Origin of the sequence: Allobosea sp. TAF32 (assembly GCF_052113585.1) — a bacterium.
In the GTDB taxonomy this organism is placed as follows: Bacteria; Pseudomonadota; Alphaproteobacteria; order Rhizobiales; family Beijerinckiaceae; genus Allobosea.
The window spans coordinates 64,857-87,363 of sequence record NZ_JBFRDM010000003.1; the positions used below are offsets into that span (position 1 = coordinate 64,857).

20 protein-coding genes are annotated in these 22,507 nt (G+C 66.3%); 13 read left to right on the plus strand and 7 right to left on the minus strand.

The features are described 5' to 3' along the window. Nucleotides 1-77 precede the first annotated feature (77 nt). From AB4Z16_RS07850 to AB4Z16_RS07865, 4 genes are all read left to right on the plus strand, one after another. The gene (locus tag AB4Z16_RS07850) at nucleotides 78-1,667 is read left to right on the plus strand and encodes an ABC transporter substrate-binding protein (RefSeq protein WP_441511185.1); all 1,590 of its coding nucleotides are present in this window, start codon (nucleotides 78-80) and stop codon (nucleotides 1,665-1,667) included. 105 nt (nucleotides 1,668-1,772) lie between these two features. Continuing rightward, on the plus strand, nucleotides 1,773-2,708 hold the full coding sequence (locus AB4Z16_RS07855) for an ABC transporter permease (RefSeq protein WP_441510779.1): 936 nt from the start codon (nucleotides 1,773-1,775) through the stop codon (nucleotides 2,706-2,708). Nucleotides 2,709-2,718: 10 nt separating this feature from the next. Continuing rightward, nucleotides 2,719-3,540, plus strand: coding sequence for an ABC transporter permease (locus AB4Z16_RS07860; RefSeq protein ID WP_441510780.1), 822 nt, complete (start codon nucleotides 2,719-2,721; stop codon nucleotides 3,538-3,540). A 10-nt stretch (nucleotides 3,541-3,550) separates the two neighbouring features. Continuing rightward, the gene (locus tag AB4Z16_RS07865) at nucleotides 3,551-4,507 is read left to right on the plus strand and encodes a succinylglutamate desuccinylase/aspartoacylase family protein (protein ID WP_441510781.1); all 957 of its coding nucleotides are present in this window, start codon (nucleotides 3,551-3,553) and stop codon (nucleotides 4,505-4,507) included. A 7-nt stretch (nucleotides 4,508-4,514) separates the two neighbouring features. Here AB4Z16_RS07865 and AB4Z16_RS07870 read toward each other — a convergent pair whose 3' ends face one another. The 3 genes from AB4Z16_RS07870 to AB4Z16_RS07880 all read right to left on the minus strand — a co-directional run bounded on the left by AB4Z16_RS07870 (nucleotide 4,515) and on the right by AB4Z16_RS07880 (nucleotide 8,573). Further along, nucleotides 4,515-4,826 carry a hypothetical protein gene (locus AB4Z16_RS07870; RefSeq protein WP_441510782.1) on the minus strand — a complete coding sequence of 104 codons (312 nt, stop codon included), beginning with the start codon at nucleotides 4,824-4,826 and terminating at the stop codon, nucleotides 4,515-4,517. Between the two features lie 172 nt (nucleotides 4,827-4,998). Next, nucleotides 4,999-6,987, minus strand: coding sequence for an acetyl/propionyl/methylcrotonyl-CoA carboxylase subunit alpha (locus AB4Z16_RS07875; protein WP_441510783.1), 1,989 nt, complete (start codon nucleotides 6,985-6,987; stop codon nucleotides 4,999-5,001). An 8-nt stretch (nucleotides 6,988-6,995) separates the two neighbouring features. Next, the gene (locus tag AB4Z16_RS07880; RefSeq protein WP_441510784.1) at nucleotides 6,996-8,573 is read right to left on the minus strand and encodes an acyl-CoA carboxylase subunit beta; all 1,578 of its coding nucleotides are present in this window, start codon (nucleotides 8,571-8,573) and stop codon (nucleotides 6,996-6,998) included. 236 nt (nucleotides 8,574-8,809) lie between these two features. Between AB4Z16_RS07880 and AB4Z16_RS07885 the strand changes: the two genes are divergently transcribed. The 3 genes from AB4Z16_RS07885 (at nucleotide 8,810) to AB4Z16_RS07895 (ending at nucleotide 11,873) form a co-directional block, all read left to right on the plus strand. Further along, nucleotides 8,810-9,988: an acyl-CoA dehydrogenase family protein gene (locus AB4Z16_RS07885; RefSeq protein WP_441510785.1), complete on the plus strand. Its 1,179-nt coding sequence runs from the start codon at nucleotides 8,810-8,812 to the stop codon at nucleotides 9,986-9,988. 112 nt (nucleotides 9,989-10,100) lie between these two features. Next, nucleotides 10,101-10,703, plus strand: a complete 603-nt coding sequence (locus AB4Z16_RS07890) for a TetR/AcrR family transcriptional regulator (RefSeq protein WP_441510786.1) — start codon at nucleotides 10,101-10,103, stop codon at nucleotides 10,701-10,703. 126 nt (nucleotides 10,704-10,829) lie between these two features. Then, a complete protein-coding gene (locus AB4Z16_RS07895) occupies nucleotides 10,830-11,873 on the plus strand; it encodes a histone deacetylase family protein (RefSeq protein ID WP_441510787.1) in 1,044 nt (347 codons plus the stop codon). 18 nt (nucleotides 11,874-11,891) lie between these two features. Here AB4Z16_RS07895 and AB4Z16_RS07900 read toward each other — a convergent pair whose 3' ends face one another. Next, nucleotides 11,892-12,635, minus strand: coding sequence for an acetoacetate decarboxylase (locus AB4Z16_RS07900; protein WP_441510788.1), 744 nt, complete (start codon nucleotides 12,633-12,635; stop codon nucleotides 11,892-11,894). Between the two features lie 165 nt (nucleotides 12,636-12,800). Beyond that, entirely contained in the window at nucleotides 12,801-14,357 is a 1,557-nt protein-coding gene (locus AB4Z16_RS07905) for an acetolactate synthase large subunit (RefSeq protein WP_441510789.1), read from the minus strand. 242 nt (nucleotides 14,358-14,599) lie between these two features. Here AB4Z16_RS07905 and AB4Z16_RS07910 point away from each other — a divergent pair, with 242 nt between their 5' ends. From AB4Z16_RS07910 to AB4Z16_RS07930, 5 genes are all read left to right on the plus strand, one after another. After that, complete coding sequence (locus AB4Z16_RS07910; protein WP_441510790.1) at nucleotides 14,600-15,559, plus strand: ABC transporter substrate-binding protein; 960 nt, start codon at nucleotides 14,600-14,602, stop codon at nucleotides 15,557-15,559. A 156-nt stretch (nucleotides 15,560-15,715) separates the two neighbouring features. Beyond that, nucleotides 15,716-16,252, plus strand: a complete 537-nt coding sequence (locus tag AB4Z16_RS07915) for a mismatch-specific DNA-glycosylase (RefSeq protein ID WP_441510791.1) — start codon at nucleotides 15,716-15,718, stop codon at nucleotides 16,250-16,252. Next, nucleotides 16,249-17,022 carry an ABC transporter permease gene (locus tag AB4Z16_RS07920; RefSeq protein ID WP_441510792.1) on the plus strand — a complete coding sequence of 258 codons (774 nt, stop codon included), beginning with the start codon at nucleotides 16,249-16,251 and terminating at the stop codon, nucleotides 17,020-17,022. The genes AB4Z16_RS07915 and AB4Z16_RS07920 overlap by 4 nt, the downstream gene beginning before the upstream one ends. After that, entirely contained in the window at nucleotides 17,019-17,798 is a 780-nt protein-coding gene (locus tag AB4Z16_RS07925) for an ABC transporter ATP-binding protein (RefSeq protein WP_441510793.1), read from the plus strand. The genes AB4Z16_RS07920 and AB4Z16_RS07925 overlap by 4 nt, the downstream gene beginning before the upstream one ends. A 180-nt stretch (nucleotides 17,799-17,978) precedes the next feature. Next, nucleotides 17,979-19,199 (plus strand): class I SAM-dependent methyltransferase, encoded by a 1,221-nt coding sequence (locus AB4Z16_RS07930; protein WP_441510794.1) that lies wholly within the window; start codon nucleotides 17,979-17,981, stop codon nucleotides 19,197-19,199. A 171-nt stretch (nucleotides 19,200-19,370) separates the two neighbouring features. Here the strand turns inward: AB4Z16_RS07930 and AB4Z16_RS07935 are convergent, their stop codons facing one another. Continuing rightward, the gene (locus AB4Z16_RS07935; RefSeq protein ID WP_441510795.1) at nucleotides 19,371-20,510 is read right to left on the minus strand and encodes a citrate synthase family protein; all 1,140 of its coding nucleotides are present in this window, start codon (nucleotides 20,508-20,510) and stop codon (nucleotides 19,371-19,373) included. Between the two features lie 88 nt (nucleotides 20,511-20,598). Between AB4Z16_RS07935 and AB4Z16_RS07940 the strand changes: the two genes are divergently transcribed. Continuing rightward, a complete protein-coding gene (locus tag AB4Z16_RS07940; protein ID WP_441510796.1) occupies nucleotides 20,599-21,678 on the plus strand; it encodes a citrate synthase/methylcitrate synthase in 1,080 nt (359 codons plus the stop codon). Nucleotides 21,679-21,789: 111 nt separating this feature from the next. Here AB4Z16_RS07940 and AB4Z16_RS07945 read toward each other — a convergent pair whose 3' ends face one another. Further along, nucleotides 21,790-22,350: a HutD/Ves family protein gene (locus AB4Z16_RS07945; RefSeq protein ID WP_441510797.1), complete on the minus strand. Its 561-nt coding sequence runs from the start codon at nucleotides 22,348-22,350 to the stop codon at nucleotides 21,790-21,792. Nucleotides 22,351-22,507: the final 157 nt, after the last annotated feature.

Genomic DNA, 22,507 nt, shown 5'->3' on the forward strand with positions numbered 1-22,507 from the left:
CGTTATGGTTCCACTTGGAAGCAAACAACTCCGGACCAGCCGGAGCAAAATCGAAAACGGGAGGAATGATCGTGTTGTTGAAGAAATTGGCCTTTGCGACCGCGCTGACGCTGGCGGCCTTTACCATCTCGGCGCAGGCCCAGGAGCCGCGCCGCGGCGGGACGATCCGCTTCACCGCGCCCTATGGCGCGTCCTTCGTCAGCAATGACAGCCACGTCTCGAACCAGATCCAGGACGAGATCTACGGCTATGCACTGCACGGGATGCTCTATCGCTGGGACGCGAATGCCGGCAAGCCGGAGCTGGAGCTCGCCAAGAGCGCCACGGTCTCGCCGGACGGGCTGACCTACACCTTCAAGCTGCGCGACGATGCCCTGTTCCATAACGGCCGCAAGATGACGGCCGACGACATCATCTGGTCCTATAACCGGATCATGGACGGCACGAAGAACTACCCCGGCGCGCGCTACGTCTCGCGCATCAGGGGGGCGGTCGAGGTCCAGAAGGGCCAGGCCAAGGAAATCTCGGGCCTCAAGAAGATCGACGATTCCACGATCGAGATGACGCTGACCGACAAGACCAATCCGGGCTTCCTGTTCTACAGCGCGATGACCGCGATCCTGCCGGCCAAAGAGGCGCAGGCGCCGGACTTCTTCAACAAGCCGATCGGCCTCGGCCCGTTCAAGTTCGTCGAGCATGTTCCCGGCTCGCGCATGGTCTTCGAGCGCTGGGAGAAATACTACAAGGCGGGGAAGCCCTATGCCGACAAGCTGGTGATTTCGCCGATGGGCGAGGCTGCCGCGCGTGACGTCGCCTTCCGCAACAAGGAGATCGACGTCTCGATCCTGGGCTCGACCCAGTATGTCGCCTACAAGGCCGATGCCAATCTCTCGAAGGGCATTCTCGAGGTTGCGGAGGTCTTCACCCGCAACATGGGCATGAACCCCTCCTTCAAGCCCTTCTCCGACAAGCGCGTGCGCCAGGCGATCAACTACGCGATCGACAGCGACCTGATCATCAAGCGCCTCGTCCGCGACAAGGCCTATCGCGCGGTGAGCTGGCTGCCGATCTCCGTGCCGGGCTTCGACAAGGATGCGAAGCCCTACGCCTATGACCCGGAGAAGGCCAAGAAGCTCCTGGCCGAGGCTGGCTACCCCGATGGCTTCGAGTTCGAATGGACCGCGACGCCGAACGAGAGCTGGGGCATCCCGATCGTCGAGGCGACGATCCCGATGCTCGCCAAGGTAGGCATCAAGGTGAAGGTCAAGCCGGTCGAGACCTCGGCGCTTGGCGGCGTCGTCGTGGGCGGTGACTTCCAGGCCTTCATCTGGTCGAACACCTCCGGCCCGGATGCGCTGTCCCAGCTCAAGTGCTTCCACTCCGCGACGCCGCGTTCGTCCTGCAACTACACCACCTTCAAGAACGCGGCCTATGACAAGCTGATCGACGACGCCTCGGCTGAGAACGATCCGGCCAAGCAGCTGGAGCTGCTGAAGAAGGCCAATGCCATGCTGCAGGACGAGGCCCCGGTCTGGTTCTTCAACTACAACAAGGCGGTCATGGCTTATCAGCCCTGGCTGCACGGCCTCCAGCCGAACGCGACCGAGCTCGCGCTGCAGCGCTACGAGGATCTCTGGGTCGACGCCACCTCGCCGGCGGCGAAGTAAACCGTCCTGAGCTGACGCCGTCGCGCGACAGCGCGGCGGCGTTAGCTTGTCCGCATTCGAGCGTCGGTAGCGACGCCCTGCACAGCGGCTTCAGGAGCCCTCGTCATGTTGCCTTATGTCTCGCGTCGCCTGTTGCAGGCGATCCCGATCCTGCTTGCAGTCGCGGCGCTGATCTTCGTGCTGTTCAGCGTCATTCCCGGCAGTTTCGCCACCAGCCAGATGGCTGACGGGCGCAGCAATATCGACGCCGAAACCATCGCGCGCATGAACCAGCAGTTCGGCCTCAACGATCCGCTGCCGCTGCGTTTCGCGAAATATGTCGGCGGCCTCGCCACCTTCGATCTCGGTGATTCCTTCCGCACCCGCCAGCCGGTGATCAACCAGATCGGCGAGCGACTCTGGCCGAGCCTTCAGCTCGCGCTCGGAGCCATGCTCTTCGCCATCGTCATCGGCGTGCCGCTCGGCTTCTTCGCTGCGCTGAAGCCGGGAAGCTGGGTCGATATGCTCTCCATGGTCTTAGCGGTCTCGGGCTTGTCGCTGCCGATGTTCTGGCTCGGCCTCCTGCTAATGTACGGCTTCGCGCTGACGCTCGGTTGGTTCCCGAGTTTCGGCTATGGCGATGGCGATCCGCGTTACATCGTGCTGCCGGCGATCGCGCTCGGCGTCTCGCCGCTGGCCCTGCTGGCGCGGACATCGCGCGCCGCCGTGCTGGAGATCATGCATGCCGATTTCGTCCGCACCGCCCGCGCCAAGGGCGCGAGCTCCTTCCGCGTCATGCGCTGGCACGTCGCCCGCAACGCGCTCGTCATCGTGCTGACCACGCTCGGCCTGCAGTTCGGCTCGGTTCTGGGCCAGGCGGTCGTCGTCGAAAAGCTGTTCGCCTGGCCGGGCCTCGGCTCGCTGCTGGTCGACAGCGTGACCTGGCGCGACATCCCGGTCGTGCAGGGCTGCATCCTGACGATCGTGCTCTTCTTCCTCGTCGTGAACATCGCCGTCGACGTGCTCTGCGCCATCGTCGATCCGCGCATCAAATACAGCTAGGTCCCCGCCGATGAAGTTCCGTGCCAATCTCTGGATCGGCGGCGCCTGTTTCGCGCTCGTCGTGGCCGGCGGCGTCTTCGCGCCCTGGTTCGCCCACACCGATCCCGTCATGGACGCCAATTTGATGAATGCCGAGATCCCGCCGGGCTCGGAGTTCTGGTTCGGCACCGATGCGCAGGGCCGCGACATCTATAGCCGCGTGCTCTATGGCGCCCGCATCTCGCTGACGGTCGGCATCGTCTCGCAACTGATCAATACGGTGATCGGCGTCGCGCTCGGCCTTTCCGCCGCCTATTGGGGCGGCTGGTGGGACGATTTCGTCAGCGGCCTCACAAACATGATGCTCGCCATTCCCTCGCTGATCTTCGCGCTGGCGATCATGGCGATCCTCAATCCCGGCCTCACCAGCCTGCTGATCGCGCTGGGCCTGACCAACTGGTCCTTCACCTGCCGCTTGACCCGCGCTGCGACCCTTTCGGTCAAACAGCTGGGATATGTCGAGGCCGCCCGTTCGCTCGGTTACGGCACCTTCCGCATCATGTTGACGCAGATCCTGCCGAACATCGCCGGCCCGATCATCGTCATCGGCACGCTCGGCATGGGCGGCGCGGTGCTGGCGGAGGCCTCGCTCTCCTTCCTCGGCCTCGGCATCCGCCCGCCCTTCCCGAGCTGGGGCAGCATGCTCTCGGATGCGCGCGACCAGATCTCGACCGCGCCCTGGATCTCGATCTTTCCCGGTCTTGCGATTTTTCTGACCGTGCTCGGCCTCAACCTGCTAGGGGACGGCCTGCGCGATATCCTCGATCCGCATTCGCAGCTCCGCAAAGCCTGACAGCAGACCCATGACGACTCCAGACCTGATTGATCCGCCGCTCGAAACCGTCCGCTTCCATGGGCTGAAGGCGGGGCCTAAGCTCCTTGTCCTGGGTGCCGTCCATGGCAACGAGACCTGTGGGCCCAATGCCATCGCCCGCGTGATCGAGGATTGCCGGGCCGGCCGCGTCGCGATCCAGCGCGGTGAGGTCACCTTCCTACCGGTCGCCAATCCCAAGGCCTATCGGCAGAATACGCGCGAGGGCGATCGCAACCTCAACCGCGACCTGCGCGAGCGGCCGCAGCCTGATGACAATGAGGACCGGATCGGCAACCGCCTCTCCGCCATTCTGCGTCAGCACGACATGCTGCTCGACGTCCATTCCTTCACAGGGGAGGGCGTGCCCTTCGTCTTCTTCGGGCCGGACGATAATCGCGGCGATCTCGAGCCTTTCCGCCATGGCGCAGCCGAAGCCGCCTTCGCCGCCTGCCTCGGCGTTGACCTGATGATCCATGGCTGGCTCGACATCTATGTCCGGCTGATTGCCGCTCGCGAGAAGCTGAACCTGCCGCGGCTGGCCGTGACCGAAGGCTTTGGCACCACCGAGTTCATGCGTTTCGCCGGCGGCTATGGCGTGACGCTCGAATGCGGCCGCCATGAGGACCCGGCTTCGGTCGATGTCGGCTATGCTGCGATCCGCAACGCGCTCGCCCATGTCGGTCTGACGGACGAGCCGCCGCCGGCGCCACAGAAGCGGGTCGTCGTCCACATGGATGACCTCGTCATCTGCGAGGCCGAGGGCGACCGTGTCGAGGGCGCCTGGAAGACCGGCGAGCGCGTCGCCAAGGGCACGCCGATCGCCCGCCGCGCCGATGGCACGGTCGTGACGATGCCGCGCGACGGCTTCATCATCTTCCCCAATCCCAAGGCCAAGCCCGGCGAGGGCATCTGCTATCTCGGGACGGAAAGCGCGCGCCGGATCTGAGCGGCGATTACTGCACGATGCCGCGCTTGGTGCCGAAGCCGGGGATATTGCAGCCGCAGCCGGAGCCGTAGGGCAGCGGCGGTGTCGGGCAATCGCCCCGGCCGGTGACGCACATATTGCCGTAGCGCGGCCGATAATATGGGCGCTCATAGCCATAATCGCGGCGGTAATAGCGTGGCGGCGGCGGACGATCGTCCTCGTCGTCTTCGTAGGACGGCCCGTTGCGATAGGGTCCGCCGTAATACTGAGCCTTGGCCGGGATCGCGCAGAGCAGGACGGCGCAGGCGAGAGCCGAGACCGTGAACTGACGCCGCAACATGGTCTTTCCTTTCGGTTTCCTCGCCGACACTCGGGCACGGCAAGGCGATTCGTTTCCTCCTAGCCGGGGTACAATGAACGGACGCTGATATGACCTGCTTTTGGCCGGCTCAGGAAAGCAGGATAAGGCGGCGGCTTTGCGGCCTGCGGCCGCGATCCAGTGCCTTTCGCGGTCACGGTGAGGGCGCGATGGCGATCAGGAGCTCGCCAGCCGCTGCCGTCGCCCCCGGCCGGCTGGCGATCCGCGCGACCGTTCCCGCCGCCGGACTCTTCAACTCCATGAAGAGCTTCATCGATTCCAGCACGGCCACGACCTGGCCGGCGGCGATGCTGTCGCCTTCGGCGACATGGATGGCGGCGACCGTTCCCGGCATGGTGGCGCGAACGGAATCGCCGGTCTGCCCCTGTGCGGCGCGGGCGGCGGCCGCTGCCTCAACCGCGAGCGCGATCTCGATGCGCCCTTCGAAGCTGCCATGGCGCAGGAAGATGCCGGAGCGATCCGGCACCGCGTCGACGGACAGGCGCCCGCCATCGAGCAGAAGCGTGTAACGCGTCGCGCCAGCTGCCGCCACGGCAACCTCGACCTGCCGGTGATCGGTCGTGACGAGAATGCCCTCATCTGTCCCGTCCGCCCGCAACCGGCGGGTCTCGCCGCCCGAGGTCAGTGCGAGATGGCAGGCACCGGGCTTGCCGGCCGAAGCGAGCAGTCGAAAGCCTTTCAGCGTCCTCCATGGCCCGGCCGCAGCATTGCCTCGAGCCGTAAGCCAGATCGCCGCTGCGACCGCGTCCTGTTCCGCGGAGTCGTCGCCCGAAGCTTGCCAGCCTGCGGGCCAGGTCTCGCCGATGAACAATGTCGTGGCCTCGCCGCGCGCGAACACCGGCTGTCTCAGCGCATCGACGAGGAAAGGCCGGATCGTCGCGGGCCCGAATACCGTCATGCGGTCCAGGCCATCGGCCAGGCGACGCCGCGCCGCATCCCGGTCCGGCCCATGGGCGATGACCTTGGCGAGCATCGAGTCGTAGAAGGGCGACACGGCGCTGCCTGTCCCGACGCCGCTGTCGACGCGCAACCCTGCCGGCTCGCGCCAGAGCGCGATCGTGCCGGTGTCGGGGCGGAACCCTTTATCGGCCCGTTCGGCAGTCAGCCGTGCCTCGATGGCGTGGCCGGTGCAGGTGATCTCCTCTTGGCTGCGCGGCAGTTTTTCGCCGGCCGCGATGCGGATCTGCCATTCGACGAGATCGAGCCCGGTGATCGCCTCCGTTACGGGATGCTCGACCTGCAACCGCGTATTCATCTCGAGGAAGAACACCTCCTGCGTCGCGGCATCGACCAGAAACTCGACCGTGCCGAGATTGTCGTAGGCGATGGCGCGAGAAAGCTTCAGTGCATGCTCGTGCAGCGCGGCGCGCGCCTCCGGCTTGAGGTTGGGCGCCGGCGCCTCTTCCAGCAGCTTCTGGTTGGAGCGCTGCACCGAGCAGTCGCGCTCGAAGAGGTGGACGATGTTGCCGTGCTTGTCGCCTGCGACCTGCACCTCGACATGGCGCGGGCGCGTCACGAATTTCTCGATCAGCAGGCGCCCATCGCCGAAGGCGGCTTCGGCCTCGCGGCTGGCGGTGGCGATGGCGCCGTCCAGCTCGGCTTCGTTCTCGACCTTGCGGATACCCTTGCCGCCGCCGCCGGCGGAAGCCTTGACCATCACCGGCAGGCCGATGCGCAGCGCCGCGCGCTTCAGCGCCTCGGGCGACTGGTCGGCGCCGTCATAGCCGGGAACGCCGGGCACACCGGCGTCGCGGGCGATCTGCTTGGATCGGATCTTGTCGCCCATTGCCTCGATGGCTTGGGCGGAGGGACCGACGAAGGCGATGCCGTTCGCCTCGCAGGCGGCGATCAGGTCCAGCCGTTCCGACAGGAAGCCGTAGCCCGGATGGATCGCCTGTGCGCCTGTCTTGAGCGCGGCTGCGATGATGCGGTCGGCGCGCAGATAGGAATCGCGCGCCGGGGCGGGGCCGATGTGCACGGCCGTGTCCGCGAGCCGGACATGCAGCGCCTCCTTGTCGGCGTCGGAATAGACCGCGACGGTGCGGATGCCGAGCTTGCGGGAGGTGCGGATGATGCGGCAGGCGATCTCGCCGCGATTGGCGATGAGGAGAGTGTCGAACATGGCGCCGCTCACATCCGGTAGACCGGCCGGGGGCCGGTATCGCGCGCTTCGCCAGCCGACAGTGCGAGGCAGAGGCCGAGCACGTCGCGCGTCTGCTCGGGCTCGATGATACCGTCGTCCCAGAGCCGGGCGGTGGCGTAATAGGGGTCGCTCTGCTCCTCGAACTGCGCGCGGGTGCGCTTGTCGAGTTCGGCGACGGCTGCTTCGTCCGCGGCGCCCTTGAGCGATTGCCGGCGCAATTCCGTCACCACGGTCGCGGCGACCTCCGGGCTCATCGTCGCGATGCGGGCATTGGGCCAGGAGAACAGGAAGCGGGGCCTAAAACCTCGCCCGCACATGCCGTAATTGCCGGCGCCGTAGGAGCCGCCGATCAGCACGGTGTATTTCGGCACACGCGCATTCGAGACGGCATAGACGAGCTTGGCCGAATGCTTGGCGATGCCACCGCGCTCAGCCTCGGTGCCGACCATGAAGCCGGTGATGTTCTGCAGGAAGAGGAGCGGAATCTGGCGCTGGTCGCAGAGCTCGATGAAATGCGCGCCCTTGACCGCGCTCTCCGAGAACAGGACGCCGTTATTGGCAAGGATGCCCACGGGATAGCCGTGGATATGGGCGAAGCCGGTGACGAGGGTCGCGCCGTAATCCGGCTTGAAGGCGCTGAAGGCGCTGTCATCGACCACGCGGGCGATGACCTCGCGGACGTCATAGGGTCGGCGCAGATCGGTAGGCACGATGTCGACGATCTCAGCCGGATCGAGCTTCGGAGCGGCGGGAGCCTGCGGGGGCGGCGTGATGCGGCCGATTTCGCCGAGCGCCCCGACGATCTCGCGCAGCTTCGCCAGCCCTTCCATCTCCGTTTCGACGAGATGGTCGCTGACGCCGGAGACCAGCGTGTGCATCTCCGCCCCGCCCAGCGTCTCGCCATCGACGATCTCGTGCACGGCCGCCTTCACGATCGGCGGCCCGCCGAGATGGATGCGGCCGGTGCCCTTGACCATGATGACCTGGTCGGAGAGCGCCGGGATATAGGCGCCGCCGGCGGTCGCGCCGCCGAAGACGATCGATATCTGTGGGATGCCAGCCGCCGACATCCGGCACTGGTTGTAGAAGGAGCCGCCGAAATGGTCTCGGTCGGGGAAGACGCGGTCCTGCTCCGGCAGGAAGGCGCCGCCGCAATCGACGAGGTAGAGACAGGGCAGGCGATGCTCCTCCGCGATCTCCTGCGCCCGCAGATGCTTGCGGACGGTCTCGGCGAAGAAGGAGCCGCCCTTCACCGTCGCGTCGTTGGCGATCAGCATGCAGGCGCGGCCTTGCACGACGCCGATGCCGGTGACGATGCCGGCGCCCGGCACTTCGTTGCCGTAGAGCCCCCAGGCGGCGAGCGGCGAGAGTTCGAGAAAGGGCGTTTGCGGATCGAGCAGGAGGTCGATTCGCGCGCGCACCATGATCTTGCCGCGCGCCTCGTGGCGGGCGCGCAGCTTCTCGCCGCCGCCTTCTGCGACGAGGCCGTGGCGCTGGCGCAGCATCTCCAGCATGGACGAGAGCGGGGGAGGGGTGGTGGAGATGCCCGGATCGGTCTGCGCCATGTGCCTCTTCCGCGATCGTTTCCTCAGCCCTCATCCTGAGGCGCCGCGGAACGCGGCGTCTCGAAGGATGCTCCAGTGCGCGTCGGAGCCGTCTGGAGCAACCTTCGAGACGCGCCCTCGGCGCTCCTCAGGATGAGGGCTCGCAGGTAGAATGGGCGTCTTGATCTCGCCGCAACATTCACCTACCGTCCGGTAGGTAGTCAGATCGCGGCGCCGCGGTCAAGCAGGAGGAAGCCATGTCGGCCGTCGAGACGCTTGCAGGCGAGGGCGTGCGCCGCTCGCCGTACTTTACCGAGGAGCACGAGGCGCTGCGCGATCAGGTCCGCCGCTTCGTCGAGACCGAGATCAAGCCGCATGCGCTGAAATGGGAGGAGGACGGCTTCGTCCCGCGCGCCGTGCTGCGCCGCATGGGCGAGCTCGGCTTCTTCGGCATCCGCTATCCCGCCGAATATGGCGGCTCCGAGATGGACACGCTGGCGACGGTCGTGCTGGCGGAGGAGCTGGGCCGCTCGACCTTCTCGGGCGTCGCCATCACCGCGCTGGTTCACACCGACATGGCATCGGTCCACATCGCCAATGCCGGTAGCAAGGCGCAGCGGGACAAATATCTGCCGGCCATCATCGCCGGCGAGAAGATCGGCGCGGTCGCCGTAACCGAGCCTGATGCAGGTTCGGACGTGAAGGGCATCCGCACCACGGCGCGGCGCGAGGGCGACCATTACGTGCTCAACGGCGCGAAGATGTTCATCACCAACGGCGTCTACGCGGATCTCTACTGCGTCGCCGCCAAGACCGATCCGGCGGCTAAGCCCTCGCAATCGGTCTCGATCTTCCTCGTCGAGAAGGGCACGCCGGGCTTTTCCGTCTCACGCGCGCTCGACAAGCATGGCTGGCGCTCCTCGGATACCGCCGAGCTTTCCTTTGTCGATTGCCGCATACCGGCCGAGAACCTGCTCGGGCAGGAGGGGCGCGGCTTCTACGCGATCATGAGCAACTTCCAGAACGAGCGCACCGTGATCGGCGCGATGGCGATCGGCGAGTCGCAGGCCGCTATCGATCTCACGCTGGATTATGTGAAGACGCGAAAAGCCTTCGGCGCACCGCTCTGGGAGAAGCAGGCGATCCGCCAGCGTCTCGCGGAACTGGCGAGCAAGGTCGAGGCTGGCCGCCAGCTCGTCTACCACGCCGCCTGGCTCGACGCGCAGGGCTTCGACGCCACCCGCGAGGTCTCGATGGTCAAGGCCTATTGCGGCGAGTTGGTCAACGAAGTCATGTACGATTGCCTGCAGTTCCACGGCGGCATGGGTTACATGCGCGAGAGCGCCATCGAGCGCATGACCCGCGACGCCCGCGTGCAGTCCATCGGCGGCGGCGCCACCGAGGTGATGCTCGAAGAGGTGGCGAAGCGGCTGTGATACGTTTGCGCGCCCCTTCAAGCGTCATGCTCGGGCCTGACCCGAGCATCTCATGCCGGAGATTCTCGGGTCTGCGCTTCGCTTCGCCCGAGAATGACGCGGGGCGCTGCGCATGACTGTCGCCGCCGACCGCAGCCAGCGCGACACCGAAGGCGGCTCGCGCCGGCAAATCCTCGACCATGCCGCGCGGCTCCTGCGCAATGGCGGCTATTATCAGACCACGTTGCGGGAGATCGCGGAGGCAGTCGGCATCCGCAAGGCGAGCCTCTATTACCATTTCGCCTCGAAGGAGGAGATCGTCGAGGCGGTGGTCAACGACGGCGTCCGCTTCGTCCACGAGGGCGTAGTCGCCGCGCTCGCCGCGACCGAAGGTGCAAACCCGCGCCAGCGGCTGGAGGCGGCAATCCGCGGCCATCTTGCGGCGCTGCACGGCCACGGCGACTACACCAGCGCCAGCATCAAGGTATTCAACTTCGGCGCCGCGCCGGCGCCGGAGAGCGTGCGGGCCGTGCGGCGCGCCTATGAAGATGTCTGGCGCCGGCTGATCGGGGAGCTGCAGCAGGCCGGCGCCCTGCCGCGGGAGCGCGCGCCGGACGTCCTGCGCAATTTCCTGCTCGGCGCGCTCAACGGTTCCACCGATTGGTACCGGCCCGAACGCTTCGAGATCGATGCGCTGGCGCGCGAATTCGCGGCGCTGCTCTCGCCCTTGGCGTAAGGCCCGCTCCGCCCGCCACGCAGGGGCGGGCGGCATCGACGTAGCTGACCGGCGTCGCCGTCATTGCTAGCATTCCGGTGCGGGGCCGGCTGATCGCCTCGCTGCCTGACGAGGATTTTTCGCCTGATGCGTGCCTTCTACCATCCCGATCAAGCCCTTCACGATCCGCAGCAATATATGCGCTTCGGCAAGGTCGTTGCGCCCAAGGACCTGCCCGAGCGGACGGACCGGCTTCTCGGTGCGCTGGCGAAGCATGGCATCAAGCCGGAGCATCCGGCGGCGCATGGCACGGACCCGATCCTGGCGATCCATGATGCCGGCTTCGTCAATTTCCTCGAAACCGCCTGGGCGCGCTGGCAGGACCTGCCGGCCGAGCGCGGGCCGGAAGTCTGGCCGAGCACCTTCCCCTATTGGAGCGGCCGCCCGGACGAGGATGTCCGTCCGCCCTGCCGCCCCACCGGCTTCATCGGTCAGCTCGGCTGGTATCTCGGTGATCTCTCAGTGCCGATCGGCGAGCATTGCTGGCATTCGACGCTGCGTTCGTCCGAGACCGCAGTCTCTGCGGCCGATGCGATCCTCGCCGGCGAGCGCGCCGTCTACTCGCTCTGCCGCCCGTCCGGCCATCACGCCCGCGCCGATCGCGCCACCGGCTTCTGCTATCTCAACAACACCGCGATCGCCGCCCAGCGCCTGCGCTCCAAATTCGGCAAGGTCGCGATCCTCGATGTCGACGCCCATCATGGCGACGGCACGCAGCAGATCTTCTACCGCCGTAGCGACGTGCTCACGATCTCGGTCCATGCCGATCCGTCTAACTACTACCCGTTCTTCACCGGCTATGACGACGAGCGCGGCAACGGGCCGGGCGAGGGCTTCAACCTCAACCTGCCGCTCGCCCATGGCGCGGGCGGAGCCGAGATGCAGGCTGCTGTCGACAGGGCCGGCAAGGCGATCCGCGATTTCGGCGCCGAGGTGCTGGTGATCGCGCTCGGCTACGACGCCCATAAGGACGACCCGATCGGCGTCCTCAGGCTTGAAGCCTCCGATTTCGGCGCCATCGGCCGGCAGGTGAAGGCGCTCGGTCTGCCGACGCTTGTTGTGCAGGAAGGCGGCTATGCGATCGAGGCGATCGGCGACTGCCTCGATGCGTTCCTGGGTGGGTTCGCCTGAAGCCGAAACGCGCGGGTGCTATGCGAGGTAGTCGTGCAGAACCCGGCCGAAAGGCAGCGTGAAATCGACGAGCTGGTGACGAGCGCGCACGATTCTCCGCACCGGGAAGTCGGCGACCCGGCAATTGATATGAGGGATGAGATGCAACCGCGCCTCGCCCTCCCAGGCGCCATGGACCGTGATGTCCGTGAGATTGTAGCCGACGAGCTGCGCTACCTTCGGTGCGCCATCGACATCGGGCAGCAGCTTCAGGTTGATGTTCAGGCCAGCGATGCCGTCGCGCACCTTGTCGAGCTGATCTTCGAGGCTGCGATGCTTGTAGGTCATCGTGCCCATTGCGACGCGCTCGCCGTCATAGTGCAGCGTTCCGGTCAGGGTGTCCTTCATCACGCCGAGGCGCGGCACGCCATACTTCTTGGGGAAGCCCCAGATCTCCCGTCCGCCGGTGATGGGCGGTTCGTCGTCGAGATACATCTGCACGGAGAAATTGCAGGGCTGTCCCTTGTAGCTGGCATAGATCCCGGTGCCGCTCTCCTCATAGGACCCGAAGCCGGAGGAATCCGGCATCTTCATCCACTCGTAATAGACGAGGTTGCCCGGGGCCGGCTCGAGCGGCTCCGGCAACGCGGCGCGGATGATCTCAGGGTCCGTCTCGTAGGTGATGATCAGATATTCCCGCTTGATGAAGCGGTTCGGCGGATGCGGGTAGCTCGGGCTGAAGACGGGCATCGACGGTGCCTTCAGGATCTCGTCCCGGTTCATGCTGGTCGCTCCTTCTCGAAATCAGCCGCAATTCTGGCAGGGGCCCTGCGACAGATTGATGGCGACCGGACGAATAGAAAAGCTTCTCCTCACTGCCCGCGTGAAGATCGCCCTCCACCCCGAGACGTCGTTCTCGGGCGGAGGGCGTTTTGGTCGGATGCTGTCTCAGATCGCCGCTTCGATCAGGAACGGCCCCTTCTTGGCGAGCGCGGCCTTGAACAGGCTGGTGAACTCCTCGGCCGTGGTGGCGCGGGCGGCTTCGACGCCCATGCCCTTGGCCATCGAGACCCAGTCCAGCGCCGGCTCGTCGATGTTGAGCATCAGCGTGGCGTTGCGGCCGAAATCGTTGACGCCGACGGCGCGCATCTCGCCGTGCAGGATCTGGTAGGTCCGATTGGCGAAGACGACTGTGACGATGTCGAGATTCTCGCGCGCCTCCGTCCACAGACCCTGCACCGTGTACATGCCTGAGCCGTCGGCCTGCATGTTGATGACCTTGCGGTCGGGGCAGGCGACCGCTGCGCCGATGGCGAGCGGGATGCCTTCGCCGATCGCGCCGCCGGTGAGCTGGATGTAGTCGTGCTGCGGTGCGCTGTGGCAGTCATAGTAGAAGCTGCGGCCCGAGGAGACCGACTCATCGCAGACGATGCAATTCTCCGGCAGCAGGGCCGAGACGATGGCGCAGGCCTTGTCGGCATCGAGCTTGCCCGTCGGCAGGCCGGGCTGCTCCTTGCGCGGCGAGGCGATATAGACGGGCGCCGTCTTCGTCGCGCCCATCTCCTCGGCGAGCGCCGTGATCGCTGCGGGCAGATCGTCGCCCGGGCTGGCCAGCGTCGCGACCTCGCAGTCATCGTGGACAAGGCGCCCGGGCTTGCCCGGATAGGCGAAGAAACCGACCGGCGTCTGCGCGCCGACCAGCACGAGATAATCGACGTCCTTGAGCTGATCGAGCGCCTTGTCGATCGGATAGAACACCTTGGGCATGGCGACGCGGCCGGCGCCGCGCTGAATGCGCCCATTCGACATCTGGCTGAAGATCTTGGCGCCGGTCGCGGCGCAGACGCGGGCTGCCATCTCCATCGGCTTCTCCCGCAGCGCGAGCCCCGTCAGCATGATCGCGGCGCGCGCGCCATGCTTGCGCAGCCCGGCGGCGACCTCGCGAATCGCCGCTGAATCGACGCTCTTCAGCGCCGGCAGCGGCGTCGGCTTGAGGGCGGCCGGCTCGACGCTGCCCCAGGCGCAGTCGGCCGGCAGGATCACGGTGGTGACGCCGGGCAGCGTCAGCGAGGCGACATAGGCCTCTCCGATCGCCGGGCCGACATCCTCGGGCGAGGCGATGCGGCGGACGAAATGCGACATCGGATGCGCCAGGCTCTCGATATCGCTGGTCAGCGGCGCGTCATGCTGGAGATGGTAGGTGGCATGGTCGCCGACGACATTGATCATCGGCGTGCGGGCACGCCTTGCATTGTGCATGTTGGCGAGCGCGTTCGCCATGCCCGGCCCGCAATGCAGCAGCGTCGCGGCCGGCTTGTCGGCCATGCGGGCATAGCCATCGGCGGCACCGGTCACCACGCCCTCGAACAGGCCGAGCACGCAGCGCATCTGCGGCTTGCGGTCGAGCGCCGCGACGAAGTGCATCTCGGAAGTGCCGGGATTGGCGAAGCAGGTATCGACGCCGTTGATCAGAAGGGTGTCGCAAAGGCGGTCGGCGCCGTTCATCCTGAAAACCTCGACTCGATAGAAGGCGCCCCTGCGCCAGCGGCCGTGAAGGGAGGAAATTCCTCTCGCGCTGTCAAACGAGAGAATGTCATGGCTTTCCCAAGCGATGGTGATCGGCGCCTTGACGGGTTTGCATATGCATTTAACCTGATTTGGAACGAAGGTTGCTTCGCGCCGTGAATGACGCTGTCTAGGCGTCCTGAATGGCGCGTTCGCCGTTAAGCAGGGGAAGGGTTTCGAACATGGCAGCATTCAAGCGCATCGGTGCGAGCGTCGGCTTCGGCCTCGCGGCGCTTCTGGCGGCGGGCGGCGCGCAGGCGCAGACCAAGGTGAATATCGGAATTTCCGGCTGGACCGGCTTCGCGCCGCTGGTCCTCGCCAAGGAGGCTGGTATCTTCGCTAAGAACGGCCTCGACGTCACGATCAAGAAGATTCCGCAGAAGGATCGCCACCTCGCCATCGCCTCGGGTGACATCCAGTGCGCCGCGACCACGGTCGAGACCTGGATCGTCTGGGATGCGGCGGGCATCAAGACCAAGCAGATCTTCCAGCTCGACAAGAGCTATGGCGCCGACGGCATGGCCGTGCGCAACGGTGTGGGCTCGATCAAGGACCTGAAGGGCAAGACGGTCGCGGCCTCGGCGCCCGGCACCTCGCCCTATTTCGCGCTGGCCTGGATGCTCAAGGAAAACGGCATGTCCGTGAAGGATGTGACGGTCGTCAACATGGAGCCCGGTCCGGCCGCGCAGGCCTTCATCGCCGGCCAGAACGACGCGGCGATGACCTATGAGCCCTATCTCTCCACCGTCCGCGACAAGCCGGATGCGGGCAAGATCATCGCCACCACCCTCGACTACCCGATGGTGATGGACACCTTCGGCTGCACGCCGGCCTTCCTCGTCAACGACAAGGCCGCGGCCGCGCTGACCCAGAGCTATTTCGAAGCGCTGGAGATGATCAAGAAGGACCAGGCCAAGGCCTATGAGATCATGGGCGCCGATGTGAAGCAGACCGGCGAGCAGTTCGGCAAGTCGGCGGCGTTCCTGCGCTGGTCGGATGCCGAGGGCAACAAGAAGTTCTTCTCCGGCGACTGGCAGGCCTTCTCGGCCAAGGCCGCCGACCTGCTGCTCGAAATCGGCCTGGTCAAGGCGAAGCCCGACCTCGCTTCGCTGGTCGACACGAAGTTCGTCGCCGGCAAGTAGAAACCGGGGAGGCTGCTTGAGATCTCCGCGAGCCCTCATTCTGAGGAGCCATCCCGAAAGGGATGGCGTCTCGAAGGATGTTCCAGAAGGCTCGGGAACCATCTGGAGCATCGTTCGAGACGCCGCTTCGCGGTTCCTCAGGATGAGGGCTGCAGGGTGACGGCCGGCCTTGAATGCCTAAGCGGCGAAATCCTTCCGGATGTTCTGGAGCCCGGCTTGCGCGTCGTCTTCTGCGGCACGCAGGCCGGAACCGCCTCGGCCCGGCGCGGAGCCTATTATGCCGGTCCAGGCAACAAGTTCTGGTCGGTGCTCCATCAGACCGGGCTGGTGCCGATGAAGCTGGCGCCGGAAGACTTCCGCAGCCTCCCGCGCTACGGCATCGGCCTGACCGATGTTGCCAAGCGGAGCTCGGGCCCGGATTCCATGCTGCGAGGCAGCCATTTCGACGTGGCCGGCCTCGCGTCCCGGATCGCTGCCTGCGCGCCGCGCATCGTGGCCTTCAATGGCAAACGCGCGGCGCAGGCTGTCCTTGGAGTTCGCGAGGGACAGCTCGTCTATGGGCGGCAGGCGGAGACGCTGGCCGGCGCCGAAATCTACATACTCCCCTCGACCTCCGGCGCAGCGGCCGGCTTCTGGTCGATCGAACCCTGGAAGCAACTGGCTATGGCCGTCCCCGGAACGATAGTGCGATGAGACCCTTGCAACCCGTCTCGACCGCGGCCCGCATAGGCTATGGCGTGGCCTTCTTTGCGCTGTTCGTGGCGCTCTGGTCGGTCGCGACCTTCGGCGGCTATGTCCAGCGCCTCTTCCTGGCCGATCCGCTGACCATGGTCGGCGAGGGCTACAATCTGATGGTGCGCTACGGCTTCAGTTTCGACATCATGATGACGATCTGGCGCGTCGTGGGCGGCTTCATCATCGCCGTCATCGTCGCCCTGCCGCTCGGCATCCTGATGGGCGCCTACAAGCCGATCGAGGCGTTCCTGGAGCCCTTCGTCTCCTTCGCGCGCTATTTGCCGGCCTCGGCCTTCATCCCGCTGCTGATCCTGTGGGCCGGCATCGGCGAGACGCAGAAACTGCTCGTCATCTTCATCGGCGCGGTCTTCCAGCTCATCCTGATGATCGCGGTCTCGGTCGGCTCGATCCGGCGCGATCTGGTCGACGCCGCCTATACGCTGGGCGCGACCGACCGCTCGGTCGTGCGCCGCGTCATGCTGCCGAATGCGGCGCCGGAGATCGCCGAGATCTTCCGCCTCGTCCTCGGCTGGGCCTGGACCTATGTCATCGTCGCCGAGCTGATCGGCTCGTCCTCCGGCATCGGCCACATGATCACGGACAGCCAGGCGCTGCTGAACACCGGGCAGATCATCTTCGGCATCATCGTGATCGGCCTCATCGGCCTCATCTCTGATTTCCTCTTCAAGGCGGTCAACCAGCGCCTGTTCCCATGGGCGCGCGCATGAGCAAGCTTGTCATCGACAATGTCGGCAAGGTCTTCGCAGGCCAGCGCGGGGCTGAGCCGACGCGCGCGCTGATGCCGACTTCGCTCGCCGTCGCCGACAACGACTTCATTACCATTCTCGGCCCCTCCGGCTGCGGCAAGTCGACCTTGCTGCGCATCATCGGGGGGCTGGAGACGGCGAGCGAGGGGCGCATCCTGCTCGACGGCACGCCGGTGTCGGGGCCGGGAGCCGATCGCGGCTTCGTCTTCCAGAGTTACACGCTCTTCCCCTGGCTGACAGTGCAAGAGAACATCGCCTTCGGCCTGCGCGAGAGGGGCGTGCCCGAGGCCGAGCGGCTGCGGATCGCGCGCGACTGGGCGGTGCGCGTCGGGCTCGGCCACTTCGTCGATCATTTCCCGAAGCAGCTTTCTGGCGGCATGCAGCAGCGCACCGCGATCGCCCGCGCGCTCGCCAACGATCCCAAGATCCTCCTGCTCGACGAGCCCTTCGGCGCGCTCGACAACCAGACCCGCGCCCTGATGCAGGAGATGCTGCTCGGCATCTGGGAGCGCGAGAAGAAGACCGTGCTCTTCGTCACCCATGACATCGAGGAGGCTATCTTCGTCGGCTCCCGCGTCGTGGTGATGAGCGCGCGCCCGGGGCGGATCAAGGCGGATATCCCGGTCGAGCTGCCACATCCGCGGCCCTACACCATCAAGACGACACCGGAATTCGTCGCGCTGAAGGAGCGGCTGGTCGAGGAGATCCGCGCCGAAGTCATCGCCGCCGACCACTGAGTCCCTCCAGCAGTCAGCCATGCTTCCCCAACGGAACCGAACCACGCCGCCTGCGTTGTCATGTCGCAGGCGAGTGCCTGCCTTGCGCCAAAGGGCGGTTACGACGGCGATCCGACTTGCCATCTTGGGGCGAAAGGGGCGCTGCCGAAGGTGGGGCCAATGCATTCGCTGATTGCCAGGATGTTGTCTCGGCTCGCGATCGAGCCACGTATCGATGTCGTTTTTCCCGATGGCACGCTTCAATCCATCGGACAGGGAGCCGTGCCGCGATTGCGGATGCGGATCTTGGATGCGCCGACGGAATTGAAACTTGCGCTCAATCCCGAGCTCGCCTTGGGCGAGGCCGTCATGGACGGGCGCGTCGTGGTCGAGCAGGGCTCGCTCTATGATCTGCTCGACGTGCTGGTCGCCGCCATCCACAAGGCCCGCCCGAAGGGCTGGGGCAAGACGCTGGAGGGGCTGCGCACCGCTGTGCGCCGCTTCCACCAGAACAACACACCGGCACTGGCGAAGCGCAACGTCGCGCATCACTACGACCTGAAGAGCGATTTCTTCCGGCTCTTCCTCGACCCGGACATGCAATACTCCTGCGCCTATTTCGCGCAGCCGAATATGACGCTGGCGCAAGCGCAACTCGCCAAGAAGCGCCACATCATGGGCAAACTCGATCTGCAGCCGGGCCAGCGCGTGCTCGATATCGGCTGCGGCTGGGGCGGCATGGCGCTGTCGATCGCCGGCGAGACCGGCGCTTCGGTGACGGGCATCACGCTCTCCGAGGAGCAACTCGCCATCGCGCGGGAGCGTGGCGGGGAGTCCGGCCTGCCGGTCGAGTTCCGGCTGCAGGATTATCGCCACCTGACGGAGCCCTTCGATCGGATCGTCTCGGTCGGCATGTTCGAGCATGTCGGCGTCGGCTATTATCGCGATTACTTCCGCAAGATCCGCGAGTTGCTCAACGACGATGGCGTGGCGCTGATCCACACGATCGGCCGCTCGACGCCGCCTGGCGCGACCAATCCCTTCATCGCCAAGTACATCTTCCCCGGCGGCTACATCCCCGCCATGTCGGAGGTGGCGGCGGCGGTGGAGCAGGAAGGGCTCGTCATCACCGATGTCGAGGTGCTCCGCCTCCACTATGCCGAGACGCTGAAAGCCTGGCGCGAGAACTTCCTGGCCCGGCGCGCCGAGGCGGTGGCGATGTATGACGAGCGCTTCGCCCGGATGTGGGAGTTCTACCTTGCCGCCTCAGAGGCGAGCTTCCGGCACGACGATCTGGTGGTCTTCCAATTCCAGCTCGCCAAGAAGCTCGACGGACTGCCGATCACGCGCGGTTATATCGAGGAGCGTGAGGGCGAGCTTGGGCGGAAGGCGACGCAGACGAAGGTCGATGAGCCGGCTTAGATGCCGGCTGCTAACAGCACCACCTTTGTCATTCCCGGGCGCGCCGCAGGCGCGAACCCGGAACCCACGACTGGGTGGGATTTGATGCCGGGTTGTAAGCCCCTCACCCGGTCGTGGGTTCCGGGTTCTTCGCTGCGCGAAGCCCCGGAATGACAAAGTTTTCGAGCCGGCCTAGGCCGGCTCCGGCCCGACATAGCGGGCGCGAGGCCGGATCAGGCGCCCGGTCTCGCCTTGCTCCAGCGCATGGGCGATCCAGCCGGCGCAGCGCGCCGCGGCGAAGATCTGGAACGAGACATCCGGCGCAAGCCCGAGTTCGCTCGCGATCGCCGTCAGCACGAAGTCGATATTCGGCTCCTCTCCGGTCAGCGCAGTGACGGCCCGGCGCGTCTCCTCATAGGCCGGCGGCAGCGTGAACGCGGTGAGCAGTGCCCGCGCCCGCGCATCGCCGTCCGGATAGAGCGGGTGGCCGAAGCCGGGCAGGGGCATGCCCGTCGCAAGCCGGGCGGAGACCGCCATCTCGACGCCCTCGCTCGCGATCTCGCGCATCAGCCCGAGCACGCGCGGGGTCATCCCGCCATGCAGCGGCCCGGACAGCGTTGCGAGCCCGGCCAAGATGCAGGCCGCGAGTGAAGCGCGCGTCGAGGCCGCGACGCGCACCGCGAAGGTCGAGGCGTTGAGCTCGTGGTCGGCCAGCAGCACGAGCGCGCGGCGGATCAGGTCGGCGCCGCGTTCGTCGCAGCCCCAGGCCTGCGCCAGCCGGTGATGGATCGGCCCCTGGCCCGGCCGCCCTGCGATCGCATCGACCAGCGCGTCGATGACGGAGGCCGCCTCGAGATAGAGCGCCTTCTTCGCGCGCCCCGCCATGGCGGGATCGCCAGCGGCGCGCGCGGCGATCACCGCGAACATGCGCTGCCGGGCCGGTGCCTCCGGCACGATCGTGAACAGCGGCGGAAAGCGCTGCGAGCCGCAATCCCAGAGCAGCCGCGCGACATCCTCCAGCTTCGCCGTATCGGCCAGGGTCGCGGCATCCTGCCCGCGATACCAAAGTTTGCCGCGCTGGATCGTGGCGATGCCCGAGGCCAGGATCGGCTCGCCGAAGGCGATCGCATCTTCGGCGATGGCGGCGGGCTTGCGCCCCCGCGCCTTGCGATGCTCCAGCCGCGCCACATCCTCGGCCCGGTAGAGCCGCCGCCGCGAATCCGCTGCGTCGCCGCGCGCCTCGATCAGCCCGCGGCTGACATAGGCGTAGAGCGTCTGCGGCTTCAGCCCGAGCCGCTGCATCACCTGTTGCGTCGTCAGCCAGTCGGTCATCCGAAAATATATTGATTATATTGTTCAAGATTGATTCTAGCGATGAAGCTACCGATCCTCAAGCTGTCGTTTTGCAGGAGTGATCGCCATGTCCGATGGCCTTGAAGATGTCGTTGCCGCCCATACCGTGCTCTCGGAAGTCGATGGAGCGGCCGGTCGGCTGGTGATGCGCGGCCACAGCCTAGACGAACTGGCGGGACACACCTCCTTCGAAGAAATGGCCGGGCTGATGCTCGACGGCTTCGTGCCGGACCTGCCTGCCACCAAGGATCTGCCGGCAGCGCTCGGCGCGGCTCGGCAGGAATTGTTCGAGACGGTCGTCGCCAAGGCGACGGTGCCCATGTCGCTCGGCCCGGTCGAGATGATCCGGGCGATGACCGCGTTGATCCCCGATGGTGAGGATGGCGGCACGGTGCTGCGGCTGCTGGCGGCGCCGGCTGTCTTCACTGCCGCGTCTCTGCGCCTGCGGCAGGGTCTCGCACCGATCTCGCCCGATTCGTCGCTGTCGCAGGCGGCCGATACGCTGCGCATGCTGACGGGCAAGGCGCCGACGAAGCAGCAGGCCGCCGCGCTCGATACCTATCTCGTGACCGTCGCCGATCACGGTCTCAACGCCTCGACTTTCGCCTCTCGCGTGGTTGCCTCGACACGCGCCGGGCTGGTCTCGGCCGTCCTTGCGGGCATAGGTGCGCTGAAGGGGCCGCTCCATGGCGGCGCGCCCGGCCCGGTGATCGGGATGCTCGATGCGATCGGCACGCCCGACAATGCCCGTTCGTGGCTTGAAACGGCGCTGGATCGCGGCGACCGGCTGATGGGCTTCGGCCACCGTATCTACCGCGTCCGCGACCCGCGCGCCGATGCGCTGAAGGGCGCGATACGCCGGCTCGGCGCCGATAGCGGGCGGCTCGCGCTGGCCGAGGGGGTCGAGCAGGCGGCGCTCGCCATCCTGCGCGAGCGCAAACCCAACCGCACGCTCGAAACCAATGTCGAATTCTATACGGCGCTCTTGCTGGAGGCGCTCGGCTTCCCGCCGGATTCCTTCACCTGCGTCTTCGCGCTCGGACGGACGACGGGCTGGCTCGCCCATGCCAAGGAGCAGATCGCCGGCGGCCGGCTGATCCGGCCGCAATCGGTCTATGTCGGCCCGCAGCCGCGGCAGGCGGCGTGAGGCGAGGGAAGGCGTCATGCTCGGGCTTGAACCGAGCATCTCGGAAACCAGTGGTTTCTCGTCCTGAGGTTCTCGGGTCGGAGCTGCGCTCCGCCCGAGAATGACGGCAGCTCAGACCCGCTGCAGTCGGATCACGAACAGATCGCTGCTGTTCCCGGCGGCGAGTTTTGCGGTGGCGGGAGCTTGGAACACGGCGCTGTCCCCGGCAGCCAGAGCCGCGCCATTCAGTTGCCACTCTCCCTCGCGCGCCACCAAGACCAGCAATCCATGCTCCACCGCGATCTCATGCGATCCGCCCGTCAGGCGCGCGACGCTATGGCTCCACGTCCCGCGCCGGCTCATCACGTTGAGATCGTCGATCGGCCCGTCGACCAGCACGCCCTCCACCGCGTGGTCGGCGGCGAAGAAAAACGGTGCGGTCGAGCGGTCGAGCGCCACCGTCTCTCCATCGCCGAAGGCGAGGCGGATGCCGTTGCCGGTCAGCACCGAGAGTGTCCGGTCGATGCCGGGGAAGGATGAGAACGGACCGTCCTGCCCGACATGCGCCATCGAGATGCGCCAGTCGAAATCTCCGAGCGAGGCGCCTTCCGGCGCCACCGCGATCTCGGTCGTGGTGCCGCCGCCGTTCTTCCACGGCATGACCTTGCAATCGGCGGCGCGGATGATGCGCATGGAAGGCTCCTTCGAATTCACGCCACCACCCATGTCATTCCGGGGCGCCCGAAGGGCGAACCCGGAACCCACGAATGGGTAGAATGCTGCGATCGGGTAGGGCTCGCCCGGTCGTGGGTTCCGGGTTCTCCGCTGCGCGGAGCCCCCCGGAATGACA

What these genes read in the sequence shown, in the direction of transcription:
- AB4Z16_RS07880 (WP_441510784.1), bottom strand. Translation starts at nt 8,573, where the DNA reads ATGGCGCAGACCGATCCGGGCATCTCCACCACCCCTCCCCCGCTCTCG.
- AB4Z16_RS07890 (WP_441510786.1), top strand. Translation starts at nt 10,101, where the DNA reads ATGACTGTCGCCGCCGACCGCAGCCAGCGCGACACCGAAGGCGGCTCG.
- AB4Z16_RS07885 (WP_441510785.1), top strand. Translation starts at nt 8,810, where the DNA reads ATGTCGGCCGTCGAGACGCTTGCAGGCGAGGGCGTGCGCCGCTCGCCG.
- AB4Z16_RS07925 (WP_441510793.1), top strand. Translation starts at nt 17,019, where the DNA reads ATGAGCAAGCTTGTCATCGACAATGTCGGCAAGGTCTTCGCAGGCCAG.
- AB4Z16_RS07910 (WP_441510790.1), top strand. Translation starts at nt 14,600, where the DNA reads ATGGCAGCATTCAAGCGCATCGGTGCGAGCGTCGGCTTCGGCCTCGCG.
- AB4Z16_RS07940 (WP_441510796.1), top strand. Translation starts at nt 20,599, where the DNA reads ATGTCCGATGGCCTTGAAGATGTCGTTGCCGCCCATACCGTGCTCTCG.
- AB4Z16_RS07870 (WP_441510782.1), bottom strand. Translation starts at nt 4,826, where the DNA reads ATGTTGCGGCGTCAGTTCACGGTCTCGGCTCTCGCCTGCGCCGTCCTG.
- AB4Z16_RS07905 (WP_441510789.1), bottom strand. Translation starts at nt 14,357, where the DNA reads ATGAACGGCGCCGACCGCCTTTGCGACACCCTTCTGATCAACGGCGTC.
- AB4Z16_RS07935 (WP_441510795.1), bottom strand. Translation starts at nt 20,510, where the DNA reads ATGACCGACTGGCTGACGACGCAACAGGTGATGCAGCGGCTCGGGCTG.
- AB4Z16_RS07855 (WP_441510779.1), top strand. Translation starts at nt 1,773, where the DNA reads ATGTTGCCTTATGTCTCGCGTCGCCTGTTGCAGGCGATCCCGATCCTG.
- AB4Z16_RS07865 (WP_441510781.1), top strand. Translation starts at nt 3,551, where the DNA reads ATGACGACTCCAGACCTGATTGATCCGCCGCTCGAAACCGTCCGCTTC.
- AB4Z16_RS07945 (WP_441510797.1), bottom strand. Translation starts at nt 22,350, where the DNA reads ATGCGCATCATCCGCGCCGCCGATTGCAAGGTCATGCCGTGGAAGAAC.
- AB4Z16_RS07875 (WP_441510783.1), bottom strand. Translation starts at nt 6,987, where the DNA reads ATGTTCGACACTCTCCTCATCGCCAATCGCGGCGAGATCGCCTGCCGC.
- AB4Z16_RS07860 (WP_441510780.1), top strand. Translation starts at nt 2,719, where the DNA reads ATGAAGTTCCGTGCCAATCTCTGGATCGGCGGCGCCTGTTTCGCGCTC.
- AB4Z16_RS07900 (WP_441510788.1), bottom strand. Translation starts at nt 12,635, where the DNA reads ATGAACCGGGACGAGATCCTGAAGGCACCGTCGATGCCCGTCTTCAGC.
- AB4Z16_RS07930 (WP_441510794.1), top strand. Translation starts at nt 17,979, where the DNA reads ATGTTGTCTCGGCTCGCGATCGAGCCACGTATCGATGTCGTTTTTCCC.
- AB4Z16_RS07920 (WP_441510792.1), top strand. Translation starts at nt 16,249, where the DNA reads ATGAGACCCTTGCAACCCGTCTCGACCGCGGCCCGCATAGGCTATGGC.
- AB4Z16_RS07895 (WP_441510787.1), top strand. Translation starts at nt 10,830, where the DNA reads ATGCGTGCCTTCTACCATCCCGATCAAGCCCTTCACGATCCGCAGCAA.